Origin of the sequence: Microbacterium sp. Be9, assembly GCF_011754135.1 — a bacterium.
Classification (GTDB): domain Bacteria; phylum Actinomycetota; class Actinomycetes; order Actinomycetales; family Microbacteriaceae; genus Microbacterium; species Microbacterium maritypicum_A.
Genome location: NZ_WNWT01000006.1, coordinates 1,229,931 through 1,246,336, shown reverse-complemented (window position 1 = coordinate 1,246,336; position 16,406 = coordinate 1,229,931). Strand labels below are relative to the sequence as shown.

Sequence of the window (16,406 nt, the reverse complement as noted above, 5' to 3'; positions counted from 1 at the left end):
ATGACGATCCACGTCCAGAAGACGCCCCGACCTGAAGATTCGCCACTACTCGCCACGAAATCAACCCTTCCTACGCGATGAACACGCCACAAATGTACGACCCGCCCGCTAGACACGGAAGGGGACCGCCATTCGCGGAAGGGGACGTCCGTCCGCCGGTTACCCGCTACTGCGTCGGTTCGGGAGTCTCGAGAACCTCGTCCACCAACTGGATGCCGCCGGAGGAGCTCGCCGAGTGCATCAAGTCCTCGATCCACCTCAGGTTCAGTTGCGGCGCCTCGGGCTCTTCGAAGGTGAAGCGCAACGGAATCGAGGGGTGTAGCCAGATCGTGGAGCGGCCCCCGGATTCATCGTCGGGGTGCTTCCACGACAGTGTGAAGCTCTCGTTCCGGCGGAGCTTGGTGGCGATGACGACCTTGAGGTGCGCGAGCGCGCGATCTTCAATGTGGATCGGAGCATCCTCATTGCCATATGACAGAGTGGCCATGTTCAGAACTCTACTGTCCGTCGACTCACGCCCACCGACCGCCTATGTGAAACGTAGGACGCACTACGCGGGGTCGGATGTGCCGAGCTTTTCCGCCGATGCTCCGTCCGTCGGCTCCGCAACGAGGTAAAGACCGCTCGGGGAACTCGCCATATAGGCGAGCGCGTCGACCCATTCACGGTTGATCGACGGTTGACGACTACCGTGATACTTGAAGACGAGCGAGCTACCAGCGTGGATCCACAAGTCGTGCGACCGCCACCGACGCTCAAATCCTCCCGCCAGGCGAAGCTAAACGGCTCTCCCCGCCGCAGCTTCGCGGTCATCACAAGTTGCAAGTGAGTAAGGGCAGGGTCTTCGATCTCAGTCTTAACGGACCCGTCCGGGGTGGCTTCGAAGTTGTCGACCTGCCCGCTGTTGAAGCAGCCATCTGCGGCATCCATCTCGGTTCCATGGATTACATCGCCGAAAGCTGGCAAGCGATCCACGCTGAGATATTTGCTCGAGGGCTTGTTCACTCGGGACCGTGTCGTGAACTGCATGTTCGGGCGGTCTCGCAGAACCAATCCGATTGGGTGACGGAGTTGCAGCAGCCTGTTCGCCGCAGCTGAAGACTGTACGGCGCCCCGCATTCCCGCTGGATGTTCCCCACAGCTTGAGTCATGCTCGCCCGCCAAAAACGATCGATTTCGGCAGCTCCTGAACCTCGCTGCCGAACGACCGGCTCGGATCTGTCGCGGGCGAATTGCTCGCCGTGAAACTGCTTGAGGAGGCCGCGGGGAAAAGAATGAGCCGCTGAGAGTGTGGCGGGGCACAGCAGCGGTCCCGGTTCAGTCTGGGGAACTGGTCGGGACCGCCGGTCGGCTTCGCTGGGGACTCCGCCGACCCAGACCGCCTACGTAGCGCGGCCACAAACAACGTAGCCGGGGCCTCCCCGGTGTTCAGAGGGGCTTGCTTAAGCAGCCGCCGTGATAATTCGTTGCAGTGACGCGGGTCACTATCAGCAATCCGCAACAGACGAGAGCGTTGCCCTACGTCCAAGCCCGGTTCAATCGGCGGAAGTTACAGCAGCTCGTCCACGCCATAGATTTGTCGTTTCGGGGGGCGACGAGAGTAGTCCCCGGCTGTCACTGCTGGGCTGTCCCTGAACCAGGGTGTCGTTAGGGGCAGCCCAGCCCGGCTCAAACGCCGGCTCGAACAGTGCGTTGCGCCCGCTCCCCAGTACCGACCGACCCACCGCGCGGTAGATCCATGGTCGCACCTTTGCTCGGATGACAAAAGGTCTCGTGGACGCACCGAAGTAATGTGGTGTTCGGACATCACAGACTGAAGGACGGGGGCTAGCGACTATCGTCGTGGCTCCAAGTCGGGTATCCGTGGAGACAAGAAAAGGATCCGTCATGGGCAAGTTTATTTACGAGGGTGGGCCGAAGGTTGAGATCGAAGACCGTGCTCTCACGCATCTTCAGCTCGTGATGACTGCGAAGTTGCGGCGCGGTGAACCTTTCACTTTCACGTGGAAGGAAGACGTGAGCACTGGTGGGGGCCGTACAAGCGTCTGGATCCACCCGGGCAGTTCGATGGTGTTCAAATTCTTCGGTAGTCGAGCGCCAGCGATCAACCGTGCCTGGGTGGATGCTCTCGCTTTTGGCGCGAACTCCCCCACGGGGCTGTACCTCACGCCTGAACCGGTAGAAGGAACACGGTTGGAGCGCGACTCGGAGACTGCCTCAATCCGCGCGTGATTGCAACCCCCGTCGAGCGCGTATCACTCGTATGTAGGGTTCTGGCATGCGTGAGCGTTCGGTGGTGCAGACTCGTGTCAGCATCGACGGCTCCAGTTTTGTCCTTGCTCCCTCGCAGGACATCGAGCAGCTGTGTGATCGGCTGGAAGCTGCCGTCACGGGGACGGGGAGGGTAGTGCTCTTCGTAACCGCGGATGAGCGACGGGTGAGAGCGCTGATCACCCCGAGCAGCCGGGTTGTGATCTCTGAAGAGGACGTGCATGTCGATTCCGACGACGCCGTGCTTTCGCTGAATGGGTCGGGGAGCTGGGATCTGCTCTAGGCCTGCTCGAGTTCGGGCGTGTCCAGCACTTCATCGACGAGCGCAATCCCGCCGCTGGAGTTCGCCGTCTGCATGAGCTGCTCCACCCATTTCATGTTGATCTGAGGTGGTTCCGGTTCTTCGAACACGAACCGCAACGGAATCGAGGGATGAATCCAGATCGTTGAACGCCCGCCGGGTTCGCCGACGGGGTGCTTCCAGGAGAGCGTGAAACTCTCATTGCGGCGGAGCTTCGTCGCAATCACCAGTTTGAGATGAGCGAGCGCGCGATCTTCAATGTGAATCGGCTCGGTGCCTGGACCGTAAAACAGGATCGCCATGCGACCTACCCTACTTACGGTGCTAGTCACAGTGTGGCCGATACCCGCGTGAGACGTTGCGTCCATGATCGACGGCTGACCACATAGTTGTACGGCAGGCGCATCTGCGTCTGATCTTCGTGGTCGGGCCGTTCGCTAACGTAGAAGACGCACTCCTCAGACCCCGCACTTGGAGGCAGCCTTGAGTCTTCTGGAAGAGGTTCGGCGAATCGTCGACGCAGTTCCCTCGGGGCAGGTGATCACGTACGGCGAGATTGCTTCGCTGGTGGGGGTTCATCCCAGGCAGGCAGGCAGGCCGGCTGGTGGCACGGCTCGAAGATGACAGTCCTTGGTGGAGAGTGGTGTACAGCGATGGGTCTCCGGCGACCTGTCATGATGGTGCCGCTCGTACTCTTCTTCGGGAGGAGGAGACACCGATGTGTGGTGAACGAGTCGATGTCAGGAGATCTCTTGAGCAACGTCGAAGCTCCTGATCCTTTCGCTCTGCTTCGCCATGAGCTGATCCACGATGTCGCCAACAGCGGTTTCCGAGAGCAGGGCATGGATCCCGTATATACGGCGGGCGCGAGCGCCCGTGTCGCTGTCATCGGTCAGGCGCCGGGTCGGCGTGCACAAGCCAGCGGGGTGCCCTGGGACGACGCGAGTGGCGCCACGCTCATGGAATGGCTGGGGGTCACGGAAAGACAGTTCCGTGACCCGGAACAGTTTGCTCTCCTGCCGATGGACTTTTACTACCCGGGACCCGGTCGGAACGGATCGGGCGATGCACCTCCGCGACCAGGCGTCGCCGCTCGGTGGCACCCACCTTTGTTCTCGTTGATGCCGAGTATCCGATTGACCCTTCTCATCGGTAGATATGCCCAGCAGGCATATCTACCGATCGCCACCACACAGACTCTGACCGACACCGTGCGGAACTACGAGCAGTTCCTTCCCGAACGATTCCCGCTGGTGCACCCCTCGCCGCTGAACTTTCGCCGGCATGCCAGGAACCCGTGGTTTGCGACGGATGTCGTGGAGGACCTTCGTCGGCATGTCGAGAAGGCACTGCGGTAAGTCCTGTAGTGAACGCCGAGCCGCTGCAGCTTGGCCGCCATGTCCCCCCTTTGGGGGACATGGATGGTAACGTTTGGTTAGTAGCTGGGGCTACTTGCGGAGCGTCTGGGGCGCTACGCCACACGCAACGAGGCTATGTCACGTTTCTGTGACGAGCCCTCTCGGAGCCTCGGTTCTGGGGAACTCATCGTTTCGAGAGGGCTGCCCCCTCGGCTCGAGAGTCTTCGACTCGCAATACTCAAGGCGGGCCCACGTAGTGTCGTTCCCGCTCGAGCGGGGTCATCCTGTGGGTGTTTCCAGGACTTCCTCGAGGAACGTGATTCCTCCGGAGCTGTTGGCTGACTCCATCAGCGCGTGGATCCATTGCAGGTTGAGTTGCGGAGGTTCGAGCTCATCGAAGGTGAATTGCAGTGGGATCGACGGGTGTAACCAGATGGTGCTGCGCCCTTCAGGGTCCCCTTCCGGATGGCGCCAGGACAGGGTGAAGGACTCGTTGCGGCGGAGCTTGGTGGCGACGATAACTTTGAGGTGAGCGAGGGCCCGTTCCTCGATGTGGATCGGTGCTTCGGAACCGCCGTAGTGCAGTGTGCCCATGGTGGACGACATCCATTCTCGGAATGACAATTCGGTCACATCGGCGGGAGGCTCGCTATGTCTCCCCTTGCTCTTTCAGGTTAGTGGGCGGGTACCAGACCCGATTGCCCTCCACCGATGCGAACGACGTGAGTGTGTGGGGTTTGGTGGAGGTGGCGCTCATGATGTCCTCCACAGAAATGTGGCGAACGACCAGCGCATCCGCGATGAGAGACCGGTGGCAGCGCCACGGGACCGCTTCCGCGCACATGATCGCCACAGTCTTCTCTCTTGCTCGATCGATCAGACGGTCTATTCCACGCGCGAAGGGCTCGGTTTGCATGTAGTCGGCGTAGCTGCGGAAGCTTTTGTTGCGCCAGGCGCCGTTGATGCTCTCCACATTCACTGGGGTGTGGCGGAGACCGCCGAGTTCTTCCATCCGCGCATAGTGCAGGCCTGCGTCCGTCAGGCTTTCCTCAAGCGCCTGCGCGCCGAATTGCGGGTTATGTCGGGAGCCGGGAACCGTCCGCACATCGATGAGTTGTTGCACGCCGTTGTTTTCGAGCAGCGCTATGAACTCCTCGATCGGGTGTGTGGAGTGACCGATGGTGAACACTGTCGGGGGTTGCATCCTGCTCCTGAACGGTTGCGAGCGGTCGGTTGCGACCGGGGAACTCCTCGCACCCAAGGGGTCCCCCGGTCAGCCGATCAGCGGCTCGCTCCCTTGCGCGGCTTGAGGAAGACGTCGGGTTCGCGCTTTTCGCGCTTGGCCGCTCGTTTTTCCTTGATTGACAGCTGAGCGATCTTTTTCGCTCCACGTGTGGTTGGTGACTTACCGGGCATCAGAACTCGCTTCCCCTATTTGGCTGGCGGATGAACCTCTGACCATAGCCGTCTTCCAAGGGAAGTCAACTTTGCAATCCGCCGCGCAGTCGCGGTGTAGGAAAAGGCCTTTCCTTTCAGATGAAGTCGTTTGCGGATGCTTGGGCCATTGGCTCTTCCCAGATGAGGGTGTAGGTCGGCCGGGCGCGTCGGTCCGCAGATAGACGTCGAGATCTCCCGACGATGGAGGTTCCTACGCCATCCATCCGAAAGACCTCGACGTGACCGACGCTACCCCGCCGGCCGGCTTTGGCCGCCCTGACCTGACCGCCTTCGCGTCTTATCCCAATCGACTCTGATCGGGTCTGCTGATCCTCTCGACGAGAACGCAGCGACATCACAGCCACCCAACCCCGACCGTCCGGGAAGCCGGGACACGTCACATAGCCTGTGCGGCGGGCGTGTCGAGTGGGTCGTCCAGAGGCGACGCAGGAGCGTCGACGCGACGTGCTGAGAGGTGGTTCCAGTCGAGCACTAGCACACCGGCTACAGGCATGGCGATAGGTCAGGAACGGCGTCGCTCCCTACGCAGGAGGGAGCGCAGAGTCTCGGCGTTCGCGTAGCCGACTCGTAGCGCGATCTCGGCGGAGGTGAGGTCCGTGGTTGCTGAGAGGTGCCGAGCTCGTTCGATGCGAAGCCGTTGGACGAAGCCGAGCGGAGTGAGGTTGAGCGCCGCACGGACTCGTCGTTCGAGGGTGCGCCGGCTGGTGCCAAGTGACTGCGCGACGAACGCGACGTTGAACGGTTCGTCCAGGCGGGCGCGCACGAAGCGTTCGAACTCGACGACGATCGGGTCCTCGTGCCGGAGATGTTCGTAGGCGACGAAGGCCGCCTGCGACGGACGCTCGTCGATGATGAGGAGCTTGGCGACATGTTGGGCCAGGTCGGGGCTGATCGATCGCACGAGTGAGAGCGCGAGGTCGATGTGGGCGAACGCGGCGCCGGCGGTGACGAGGTTCCCGTCGGCCACGACCATGGTGTCGAGATCGAGGGCGACGGTCGGATAGCGCTTCAGGAACTCCGGCCCCAGGAACCAGCTGGTCGTCGCCCGCCGATGATGCATCCGTCCGGTCTCGGCGACAGCGAACACGCCGGTGCACGCCGCGGCGATCCGGGTGGTCGCCTCGTCGAGGCGCCCGAGCGAGGCGATGACCGAACGAGCATCTCGGCTCTGGAGGGCGTCGTTGGTAGCGGCGGCCGTAAGGGTTCCAAGCGCAGGGACGACGACCACGTCGAACTCTCCGGACTCCGACAGCGGGTGGTCCACCGACAGGGTCATCGATGCCGTCGTGGTCACTCGCCGTTTCGGTCCGAGGATGGCGAGTTCGATCGGGTCGATCCGCGGGTCGACATCGCCGCGGGCTCCGTCGGCCACCCGCACGATGTCGATGATCGACGCGATAGCCGAACCGAAGCAGCCGTCGATCGCGATCAGTCCGATACGCATGACGTAAACAATAGCAATACTGCCGTATACGCCACTCCCCACCGGTCCTCGCTCGTCATACGCTGAACTCGTCCCACGAAGAACCCCGATTTCAAGGAGAGTCCCTCATGTCCACACCCGCATCACTTCCGTATGCCTTCGTCGCCAAGATCGTCGCGGCCGATGGACAGCACGACGCGCTCGCCGATCTGCTCGCCGGCGCTGTCGCACTCGCCAACGAAGAAGTAGGAACGATTGTCTGGTTCGCGGTCAGGACCGACGCCGACACCTTCTGGATCTTCGATGCATTCCCCGACGAGGCCGCTCGCGACGCCCACGCCAACGGCGCCATCGTCGCAGCCCTGATGGCCAACCAGCACCTCCTCGGCGCAGCACCCGAGATCCTGGCGGCCGACGTCCTCGCGTCCAAGCTCCCGTAGTCCGCCAACGCACGAGACGATCGCGCCCCGCCGAGCCGTCGCCAGGTCGCGACGCAACGCCATGCTGCGTTGCCGAGCGGTGCGAGGCCTATCGGCACACGGACAGGATGCCGGCCGCGAGCGCTCAGCCGGCGAGGGGTCCGTCGCACAGGAGAGCGACGTCGGTGTCGGGCAGAGCCGTGAGGCCAGCGCATCGCGCGACCACCAGAACCGAACAGAGGCGTGGAAAGTCGCCCTCCACTGACCTTGGGCGTTCATCGGCGCACGACCGGTAGCCGATCCCTGAGGTGTGTACACACTTGATTCGCCTGTGGAAAGTTTGGCTGCTCAGTGCTCTTGTGACTGCGTACCGGGTCATCGGTTGTCAAGCGTCGGCTCTTCTGCTCAGGTAGCCGCAACGATCAGTTTGATCGCGGCGGCAAGGTATTCCGCGGACGCGCCGACGCCGTTCTCGGCAACTTGTGCAGGAGTTCCAGCGGCGACGACTGCGCCGCCATCATCGCCGGCGCCGGGTCCGAGGTCGATGACGTAGTCGGCTGCTGCCACCACCCGCATGTCAAGTTCCACCGCGACGACGGTGTTTCCTGCGTCGACGAGGGTTTGCAGATGCGTCACGAGCCGGTCAGCGTCAGCGCAGTGCAGGCCCGAAGTTGGTTCGTCGAGAACATACAAGGTGTCCCCTCGTTGTGCGCGCTGTAGCTCGCTTGCGAGCTTCACGCGTTGTGCCTCACCTCCAGAGAGCTCGGTTGCCGGTTGTCCGAGTCGCAAGTATCCGAGACCCACGTCTGACAGTGCAGCTAGTGAGCGGGTGATGTCGTCTTCACCGTCAAAGAACGGGTGGGCTTCCTCAACGCTCATCGCGAGCACGTCAGCGATGGTGCGCTCCCGCCAAGTGATCTCGAGGGTCGAGGCTTTGTACCGGGTCCCGTGACAGTCGGGGCATTCGGTGTACACGGATGGGAGGAAGAGTAGCTCGACCATCACGGACCCTTCGCCCTCACAGGTGGGGCAGCGGCCGCCGGAGACATTGAAGGAGAAACGGCCGGGCTTGTACCCACGCGAGCGAGCTTCGGGCGTCTCAGCGAAGCGTCGACGGACGTGGTCGAACAAGCCCGTATATGTTGCAACGTTCGATCGGGGGGTTCGGCCGATGGGTCGTTGATCGATGTTGACAACCCGCCGGACCCCCTCGAGAGAGCCGTCGAGGACACCATCGAGCCGCTCTGGGGTATCGGCAAGGAGCAGCTCGTCGCCGGTCGGTTCGTCCTCCGCCGGAATGCTGTGACCGAGGCGGTCACCGACGAGAGCCGGGAGGGCCTGGCTGACCAAGCTCGACTTGCCGGAACCCGAGACTCCGGTGACCGCGGTGAAAACACCCATGGGAATGTCGATGGAGACGCCGTGCAGGTTGTTACGAGTCACGTCCTTCAAGTGGAGCCACCCGCGCGGGTCGCGAGGGGTGTGCGGGGGCAGTCCACTGCCACCGAAGAGGTAGCCGCGTGTCACTGAGTCCTTGACGTCGGCAAGCCCATCGGTAGGGCCGCTGTAGAGAACGCGGCCGCCATGCTCGCCCGCGCCGGGGCCGATGTCCACGAGCCAGTCCGCGTGCCGCATGACATCGACGGAGTGTTCGACGACGAACAGGCTGTTTCCGCTTCTCTTGAGCCCGTCGAGGATCTTCAAGAGCGCTGTCACGTCTTGTGGGTGAAGGCCTGCGGATGGTTCATCGAGGACATAGACGACGCCGAACAGGTCGGAGCTGAGCTGTGTGGCGAGCCTGATTCGTTGCAACTCGCCACCCGACAGGGTCGGGGTGGTTCGACTTAACGACAGATACCCGAGGCCAAGATCGGTCAGTGGGCGGAGTCGCTCGATCACCCCGGAAGCGAGCCGGGACGCAGCGGCGCGCTTCTCCGGCGAACGGTTCGCGGTGCGGCGCACATCGGGTGCGGCGGCGTGCGCGGACCCTCCGGCGGCGATGCGCTGCTCCGTGGCTGCGCGACGGGAATTGGCATGCAGCACAGCACCATTCGGAACGGTCTCGGCCTGTCGCGCTCCCGCGACAACGTCGGAGAGCATGTCAGCAAGCTCTCGAAGCGGCAACTGCGAGAACTCCGCGATGTCCAGGCCCTCGAACGTGACCGAGAGCGCTTCAGGCTTCAGCCGCTTCCCGTGACAGACCGGGCACAGGGCAGCGTCGAGGTACTGCGCGACGCGACGCTTCATCGACGCGCTCTTCGAGTTCGCGAATGTGTCCAACACATACCGGCGGGCTCCGACGAAGGTGCCCGAGTAGCTCGGCTCGACCCCGGCCTTGGTCGCGGCGCGAGCCTCAGCAAGCGTCAACCGGGAGTGGACCGGAACGAACGGAGTCTCATCCGTGTAAAGGATCCAGTCCCGGTCTTTTCGTGGCAGATCTTTCCATGGCACGTCAACGTCATAGCCGAGGGCCACCAACACGTCGCGGAGCTGGTGTCCGTGCCATGCCGTCGGCCAGGACGCGATCGCGCGCTCCCGGATCGTGAGCGACGGATCCGGCACCATCCGCTCCTCGGGCACCGCGTAGACACGACCAATGCCGTGACACTCCGGGCAGGCCCCCTGCACCGTGTTCGCAGAAAAATCCTCCGCGTAGAGCATCGGCTGCCCATCCGGATAGTCCCCGGCGCGGGAGTACAGCATCCGCACGAGACTGGACACCGTGGTGATGCTTCCCACCGTGGACCGGGCACTGCGTCCTCCACGCTGCTGCTGCAACGCCACGGCCGGCGGCATCCCGGTGATGGAGTCAACATTGGGAACACCCGCCTGGTCGATCAGACGGCGAGCGTACGGCGCCACCGACTCCAAATACCGTCGCTGCGACTCCGCGTACAGCGTCCCAAACGCCAACGATGACTTCCCGGAACCCGACACACCCGTGAACACCACTAACGAGTCCCGCGGAACGGAGAGGTCCACATTCCGCAGGTTGTGCTCCCGAGCACCCAAGACCCGAACCTGCGCGTCGGCGGCGAGTGAAGAATCAGACGAAGTCATGACCAGATCGTACTGACCTGTGAGCAGCTTCGCTTTGTGTCGTCGTTTTCGCTGCGATCGGTGTCGGGTTAGACCACGGGTGACCGCTGGTGAAAATCAGATCGACGTTGCAATAAGCTGCGCCCGATTGCGCGCGCCGACCTTCCGGAGAAGGTTCGACACATGGAACTTCACCGTGTTGACGGAGATGAGGAGCTCTTCCGCGATTTCGGCATTGCGCGCTCCCGATGCGAGAAGCCGTAGCACATCTCGTTCGCGCATGGAGAGTTGTGAGAATTCCGGAAGTGGCTCGGGTTCCGCCGGCGGATCGAGGGGGAGCCGGATGTCTACTGAGGACCCCCAGCCGGGTGTTGAGGAGACCGAAATCGCGCCGTCGAGGGCTGTGACGCGTTCGACGATTGGGCGGATCGAGTCGTCGTGTGCGGAAAGTTCGCCGGCCCCGTCATCTCGGATGCCGATCAGGAGATTCAGGCCGTCGCAGTCCCACTGGATGCGCACCCGCCGAGCCTCGCTGTGATCCGCGAATGCGAGCACCGAGCTGCGGACGATGGCGCGCGCCGCGTGCGCGACCTCTCCTGGGAGTGCCCGACCGGTCGCGGGCGGCTCAACGAACTGCACGTCGAGATCGCCGAACCGGACGAGGGGGAGCAGGTCGCTCTGCAGCCGGGCGAACGCACCGACGACGGGTTCGAGGATGCTGCTGCGTTCCTGATCGGTAACAGCGCGCAGCCCGATCAAGGCGCTCGTTGCCGCCTCGATCGCCATGTTGCGTGCTGCGCGGTCATCGAGGCGGGGCGATCGCAGAAGCGCGAGCATAGATTCGAGCGTGATCGCGTGCCGGTCAGCATGTTCGGCGACGATTCGCGCGTGGTCGGCGACATGCTGACGTGACGCGGGCGACGCCAGTTCGGTGAGGTCCATGGTGGCAACCTACCCACTCAGGTAGGCCTATGCCTACGGGTAGGTGGGCCTGCTCCTTTGCGGGGGAGCCAACGCGACCGACGGCCGTGATGATAGAGCGATGGATGTCCTCGAAATCGGTGTGGGTGACTCGCTCAGCTGCATCGCCCGCGAACTCGAACTCGCCACCCACAGACTGATAGCTCGCGACCCGGCGGGATTGGCGGAGCTCGCGGATATCGTCGGCGCTGCTCCGCGAGTCTTCGTGCTGGGTGCAGGCCGATCGGGGCTCGCGCTGCGAATGACCGCGATGCGACTCATGCATCTTGGCCTGGCCGTCCACGTCGTCGGGGAGGTCACCGCTCCTGCGATCGAACCAGGTGACTTGCTCCTCGCTGCCAGCGGTTCCGGAACGACGGGCGGCATCGTGCGCGCGGCACAGACTGCCGTCGATGCTGGCGCCCGGGTGGCGGCTGTTACAACAGTCCCAGACTCTCCGCTCGCAACGCTGGCAGCCGTCACGATAGTCGTGCCGGCTGCCGGCAAGCTTGATCGCTCTGAAGCGGCATCTGAGCAGTATGCCGGCAGTCTCTTCGAGCAATTGGTCGTTGTCCTCGGCGACGCGCTTTTCCACACACTCTGGCGCCGCTCCGGCTTGACCGCTGATGATCTCTGGCCTCGCCACGCAAATCTCGAATGACTCAAACCACTGCACGAAAGGAATCCAAATGAAACTGCAGTTTGCCATGGACACCCTCTCCACCGAGGCCGCCCTCGAACTCGCTGCTGCCGCCGCGCCGCACGTCGACATCCTCGAGCTCGGTACCCCGCTTATCAAGAGTGCTGGCCTTTCGGCGATCACGGCGATCAAGAAGGCCCACCCCGACAAGGTCGTCTTCGCCGACCTCAAGACGATGGATGCCGGCGAGCTCGAGGCTGATATGGCCTTCACTGCGGGTGCCGATCTCGTGACGGTCCTCGGTAGCGCCGGTGACAGCACGATTGCCGGTGCCGTGAAGGCGGCGAAGAAGCACGGTAAGGGCGTTGTCGTCGATCTCATCGGCGTGAGCGACAAGGCGAAGCGTGCGAAAGAGGTCGTTGCACTCGGAGCAGAGTTCGTCGAGATGCACGCGGGCCTCGACGAGCAGGCCGAAGAGGGTTTCGCCTTTGCCACCCTGCTCGAGGACGGCAAAGCTTCGGGCGTGCCGTTCTCAGTCGCAGGCGGCATCAATAGCTCGACGATCGCTTCGGTGCAGGAATCTGGTGCGGAGGTGGCTGTGGCGGGAGGCGCGATCTACGGCGCTCCCGATGTCGGTGCTGCCGCCGCGGAACTCCGTGCAGCCATCGTCTGACGACCTAGGTCTTGCCACCCACACGCACAGAGAGCGAATCAGCCGAAAACCCCGGCCGGAACCCGGTTTCGCACCACCTTTTCGGCAGACGTAATCGCGGCCCGCTCGCAACTCATCGGCTCAAGTTCTCGACAAGTCGAGCGATACAGTGCACGTCCGCGGGAAATCATCAGTTCCGCTTGCGTCAACGATTCCCGATCGTGGTGGCGAGGACGATGCCCCAGCCTGCTGTTCTCTCGTGGGAGGGGCATCGTCCTGGCCGTTCGGCGCTCAGCCCTTCGAGGAGGGTGCTCCCGGGACCAGCACGGCCCGTCCGGGGATCTGACCGGTGGCGAGGCGTTCGAACACTTCGTTGATTTCCGAAAGTGGGTGTCGTTCAATCGCCGATACCAGGCGCCCAGAGCGGGCTAGCGCGAGTACCTCCTCGAGTTCATTCCGGGTACCCCAGTTGCTCGTCATCATCGCTGCTTCGGCGGCGAAGCGGAAGAACGAGAACGGGAAGCTGCCGCCCGCGAGCCCGACGAGCACAAAGACACCGAGCCGGTCCACCGCTCCAGCGCCAAGGGCCATGGTCGTGTCGATTCCGACAAAGTCGAGAACAGCCGCTACCCCGTCCCGGCCGGCGGCAGTGCGAATCTGTTCCGCGGCATCAGCATCTCGGGGGTCGACGGTGACGTCGGCGCCGAGCTCGCGTGCGGTCTGACGCTTCTTCTCGTCGGTGTCGACGACAATCACCTTTGCAGGGGAGAGCAGCTTCAGGAATTGGACTCCGTACTGGCCGAGCCCTCCAGCGCCGATCAAGACCGCGCTAGTGCCGGGCACGAGGTGTGGCAGTGCCTTCTTGACCGCCGAGTAAGGCGTAAGGGCTGCATCGGTGAGAGCGGCTGCTTCTACAGGGTCGAGTCCGTCTGCCGGAAGCAAATGCCGCACGGACGGCACGACCATGTACTCCGCATACCCGCCTGCTGGGCCCATGCCGCCCCACAGGAATGTGTTGCAGAGCTGTTCCTTGCCTCCCAGGCAGAAACGGCAGTGACCGCAGCCCCAGCCGCCGAACACGACGACCGCGTCGCCGACCTCGAACCCGTTGCCTTCTGCGCCGGGACCGAAGGATTCGATCCAGCCTGCATTCTCATGACCCAAGGTGTGGGGGAAAGCGACACCCGGAATCTCGCCGGACTTGACGTGCAGGTCGGAGTGGCAAGCCCCGGATCCGCCGATTCGTATCAGGACCTCCCCAGGCCCAGGTTCTGGAGTCGGGATGTCCTCGATGACGAAATCCGACCTTACTTCGTTCAGTCGTGCTGCTTTCATGATGTGCTTCCTTTTCTGTTCACAGATACGCCATTAGCGGGCCTTGTTGGGGATGGTGGTTTGCGGTCGCCTGGTTGCCCTGCGGTCGCAGGAGGCGACTCGTCGAAGCGCCAGTGTTGTTCGATCAGGGCGTTGAGTTCGCACCTCCCATCGACGTCAGGTTCGCGTGGCGCGGCGGGCTGCCCACCTCGAGGAGACGGCGTGGGGTGGCAATGAGAGGTCCCGACGTGAATTGTGCGAGGGTCCGCACGTAAGCGATCTCCGGATCAGCGCCCGCTGTGACCATGTCCTCGAGGGCGATCCGAATCGAACTCGCCACGGCTGCGGCAGCCGCGCGGGCGGCGACAGAGTCCGCCGCCAACCCGAGCCGGGGCGCCAACACGGGCGCGACCGACAGCTCACCGTCATGTACCCTTCTCATGAACACCGACCACATCTCCGAGTTGCGGAACACGAGCGGAAACAGCTGCAAAGTGCGCTCGGCCGATTCGCCCAGCAAGCTTGCCCGGAACGCCAGGCGCAGCACCTCCGTCAAGGCGATGTCTGGATCCGTTTCGACGATCACCGCGTTGAAACGTCGAATGGACCAGTCGAACACTGGCCCAACCGACTCAGCCTTGACCGGAAAGTACCGATAAAACGTTCGCTGCGAAATGCCGATCTCGCTCGCGATCTCTGTGATCGTCAGGTCGGTGGTGCCGCGGGCGCTGAACAGTGCGCAGCACTGTTCAGATGCGCGAAGGCGCGCGCCCTCTCGCGGCTCGATTTCGCACTCCATCATGGGGGTGATGCTACAGCTGCCTGGCAGAAACTGCCACGGCCTACCTAGGTGCGAAGTCTCCCTCGCTGAAGGTTCCGCTCTGCAGCAGATCTCCAATCACATCCGGCCCTCAGTTCCCGCCGGCATTGCTGCCTTCGTGTCGGGCTGCGCACGCTAAGACCTCACTGCCTCTTCTTCAGCGACGGCCCTACAGGTTCCGCGATCTTCACGATGATGTCTCGCACCGGTGCCTCCGCCGTGCTGAACCCTCCGCGAGGGGCAAGCGTCGGGCTCACCTGGTCGAGTTCTGCGAATGTCACGCCATGCATAGCCGGGACGAGAAGGCTTCGGCGGAGCAAGGCGCTCTATTCATTGCTCCCTGTTCTCCCGTCGGCACGTTGGACCCGATTACCTCCGGTTGGGTGGCCGATCACGTGTGATCGATCTTGAACCCGCCGCGGGCGACACCAGCGGGACCGTGGTTGCAGCTGGTACGCCCGCCCTCGTCGCGGATAAGGGCGTCGGTGCTTCCGCGGGCTGCCTCACCGCCGCACTGCAGGCAGCCACCGACGTGACCCCCAGGTGACGAGTGTGTCGGCCAGAATCGCGGGTCACCCCCCGCGATTGGGAGACACTCTCTAGCTCTGGGCCTCGCCGAGGCGCGCTTCGGGCGTGAGCTCGGCGCGGAGACCGCCGCCGGTCGCAGCCCGGGCAAGAGCGCGACCCAGCGCAGGTGCCTGTTTGAACAGATTGTGACCGGCCACAAAAAGGACAGAGCCTGCCTCCCACACGGCTACGCCGTCCTCACTCCACGGGAGGTCGGTCACCCAGCAGTGAAGGAAGTCGCGCGGCTCTGGGTGGAGACCGGGCAGCGCCCGTATCACGTATTCGCGTGCGCGTTCGTCCAGCGATCGAATCGCCGCCGGGTCGATGAAAGTTCCGTCGTCGCGGACGCCGACGGTCTCGCTGAGTCCGACCGAATAGCTGCTGTTGCCCGGTAGCGGCGTCGCGTAGACGCCGACTTCGCCGAAGACGCCGCTGCTGTCCTGCAGGCACGCGACTCGTTCCGGGGCGGCGGCTTTCACGTCGAAGGTCAACCTGACGTGTGCGGCAAGGCGAACCGGCAGCGACAGGCCGACGCTGCGTGCTAGACGGGCGGTTTCGCGGCCGGCGCACACGATCACCTTGGAGTAAACAGCCCGGTCGGTGATGCTGCGCACCTCGACCGTCCCGTCGGCGCGGGGATCGATGGAGATGACCTCACCGGTGGTGACCGCATCTGCGAGGGCACCCGTGAGTGCCGTGATCGCGGCGCGGGTGCGGATCGCGCCGCCCGACTCGTCGAGCACCGCTGGCCCCGAGTACCCAGCAAGCAGCGGCATCCGCTGGGCGACCTCGGCCGCATCGATCTCGTGCGCTTCCACGCCGCCGACCTGGTCGAGCACCCGCAGCCGCGCCAGTGCGCTGTCTCCGATCGCCAGGACACCGTCTGATGAGACCAGCTCGACGTCGAAGTGTTCGGACCACTCATCCCATACGCCGCGGCTTTCGCGCGCGAAAGCGACGAGTCGCGGGTCGTCGTGGGCATGCCGGAAGATCCGCGACTCGCCTGCGGACTGACCCGTCCCGGGCACACCAGCCTCGTACAAGCGCACCGGTACGCCCTGCTCCCGCAGCGCGTACGCCGTCGACAGACCGACGATCCCGCCCCCGATCACTGCTACCTCGGGTGAACGCGTCGTGGCAACGCCGTCGTCAGTTCCTGTCATCGCGGTTCCCCGATCTGTTGG

The 16,406-nt window shown here is 63.6% G+C and carries 17 protein-coding genes and 1 pseudogene; 7 read left to right on the top strand and 11 right to left on the bottom strand.

The genetic code is table 11. From position 1 onward, the window contains the following. Nucleotides 1-166 precede the first annotated feature (166 nt). Nucleotides 167-487, bottom strand: a complete 321-nt coding sequence (locus tag GLO27_RS17070; protein ID WP_167255889.1) for a hypothetical protein — start codon at nt 485-487, stop codon at nt 167-169. Nucleotides 488-550: 63 nt separating this feature from the next. Continuing rightward, nucleotides 551-930: pseudogene (locus GLO27_RS19915) on the bottom strand (ATP-dependent DNA ligase). Nucleotides 931-1,887: 957 nt separating this feature from the next. On the opposite strand from GLO27_RS19915, the gene GLO27_RS17065 reads away from it, so the two are divergent. After that, nucleotides 1,888-2,232, top strand: a complete 345-nt coding sequence (locus tag GLO27_RS17065; RefSeq protein ID WP_167255887.1) for an ATP-dependent DNA ligase — start codon at nt 1,888-1,890, stop codon at nt 2,230-2,232. 46 nt (nt 2,233-2,278) lie between these two features. Further along, nucleotides 2,279-2,554 carry a hypothetical protein gene (locus GLO27_RS17060; RefSeq protein WP_167255885.1) on the top strand — a complete coding sequence of 92 codons (276 nt, stop codon included), beginning with the start codon at nt 2,279-2,281 and terminating at the stop codon, nt 2,552-2,554. Here the strand turns inward: GLO27_RS17060 and GLO27_RS17055 are convergent. After that, a complete protein-coding gene (locus GLO27_RS17055) occupies nt 2,551-2,874 on the bottom strand; it encodes a hypothetical protein (protein WP_153244297.1) in 324 nt (107 codons plus the stop codon). The genes GLO27_RS17060 and GLO27_RS17055 overlap by 4 nt on opposite strands. A gap of 235 nt (nt 2,875-3,109) precedes the next feature. Between GLO27_RS17055 and GLO27_RS20325 the strand changes: the two genes are divergently transcribed. Then, complete coding sequence (locus GLO27_RS20325) at nt 3,110-3,196, top strand: hypothetical protein (protein WP_292776176.1); 87 nt, start codon at nt 3,110-3,112, stop codon at nt 3,194-3,196. Nucleotides 3,197-3,324: 128 nt separating this feature from the next. Continuing rightward, entirely contained in the window at nt 3,325-3,930 is a 606-nt protein-coding gene (locus GLO27_RS17045) for a uracil-DNA glycosylase family protein (protein WP_243844852.1), read from the top strand. Nucleotides 3,931-4,209: 279 nt separating this feature from the next. Here the strand turns inward: GLO27_RS17045 and GLO27_RS17040 are convergent, their stop codons facing one another. The 3 genes from GLO27_RS17040 to GLO27_RS17030 form a co-directional block, all read right to left on the bottom strand. Further along, nucleotides 4,210-4,524 carry a hypothetical protein gene (locus GLO27_RS17040; protein ID WP_167255881.1) on the bottom strand — a complete coding sequence of 105 codons (315 nt, stop codon included), beginning with the start codon at nt 4,522-4,524 and terminating at the stop codon, nt 4,210-4,212. 55 nt (nt 4,525-4,579) lie between these two features. Beyond that, nucleotides 4,580-5,134, bottom strand: coding sequence for a DUF488 domain-containing protein (locus GLO27_RS17035; RefSeq protein WP_167255879.1), 555 nt, complete (start codon nt 5,132-5,134; stop codon nt 4,580-4,582). Between the two features lie 756 nt (nt 5,135-5,890). Continuing rightward, on the bottom strand, nt 5,891-6,832 hold the full coding sequence (locus GLO27_RS17030) for a helix-turn-helix domain-containing protein (protein WP_039994216.1): 942 nt from the start codon (nt 6,830-6,832) through the stop codon (nt 5,891-5,893). Nucleotides 6,833-6,939: 107 nt separating this feature from the next. Between GLO27_RS17030 and GLO27_RS17025 the strand changes: the two genes are divergently transcribed. Next, nucleotides 6,940-7,251, top strand: coding sequence for an antibiotic biosynthesis monooxygenase (locus GLO27_RS17025; RefSeq protein WP_084452093.1), 312 nt, complete (start codon nt 6,940-6,942; stop codon nt 7,249-7,251). A gap of 384 nt (nt 7,252-7,635) precedes the next feature. Here the strand turns inward: GLO27_RS17025 and GLO27_RS17020 are convergent, their stop codons facing one another. Continuing rightward, complete coding sequence (locus GLO27_RS17020) at nt 7,636-10,290, bottom strand: excinuclease ABC subunit UvrA (RefSeq protein ID WP_167255877.1); 2,655 nt, start codon at nt 10,288-10,290, stop codon at nt 7,636-7,638. Nucleotides 10,291-10,386: 96 nt separating this feature from the next. Continuing rightward, complete coding sequence (locus GLO27_RS17015) at nt 10,387-11,211, bottom strand: LuxR C-terminal-related transcriptional regulator (protein ID WP_243844851.1); 825 nt, start codon at nt 11,209-11,211, stop codon at nt 10,387-10,389. A 100-nt stretch (nt 11,212-11,311) separates the two neighbouring features. On the opposite strand from GLO27_RS17015, the gene hxlB reads away from it, so the two are divergent. Both hxlB and hxlA read left to right on the top strand, forming a co-directional pair. Continuing rightward, the gene (hxlB, locus tag GLO27_RS17010) at nt 11,312-11,890 is read left to right on the top strand and encodes a 6-phospho-3-hexuloisomerase (RefSeq protein ID WP_167255874.1); all 579 of its coding nucleotides are present in this window, start codon (nt 11,312-11,314) and stop codon (nt 11,888-11,890) included. A gap of 28 nt (nt 11,891-11,918) precedes the next feature. Then, on the top strand, nt 11,919-12,542 hold the full coding sequence (hxlA, locus tag GLO27_RS17005) for a 3-hexulose-6-phosphate synthase (protein WP_167256230.1): 624 nt from the start codon (nt 11,919-11,921) through the stop codon (nt 12,540-12,542). A gap of 270 nt (nt 12,543-12,812) precedes the next feature. Here hxlA and GLO27_RS17000 read toward each other — a convergent pair whose 3' ends face one another. From GLO27_RS17000 to GLO27_RS16990, 3 genes are all read right to left on the bottom strand, one after another. Then, nucleotides 12,813-13,856 (bottom strand): NAD(P)-dependent alcohol dehydrogenase, encoded by a 1,044-nt coding sequence (locus GLO27_RS17000; RefSeq protein ID WP_167255872.1) that lies wholly within the window; start codon nt 13,854-13,856, stop codon nt 12,813-12,815. A 124-nt stretch (nt 13,857-13,980) separates the two neighbouring features. Continuing rightward, nucleotides 13,981-14,637 carry a TetR family transcriptional regulator gene (locus GLO27_RS16995; protein ID WP_167255870.1) on the bottom strand — a complete coding sequence of 219 codons (657 nt, stop codon included), beginning with the start codon at nt 14,635-14,637 and terminating at the stop codon, nt 13,981-13,983. A gap of 617 nt (nt 14,638-15,254) precedes the next feature. Continuing rightward, on the bottom strand, nt 15,255-16,334 hold the full coding sequence (locus tag GLO27_RS16990; protein ID WP_167255868.1) for an FAD-dependent oxidoreductase: 1,080 nt from the start codon (nt 16,332-16,334) through the stop codon (nt 15,255-15,257). Between the last annotated feature and the right edge of the window lie 72 nt (nt 16,335-16,406).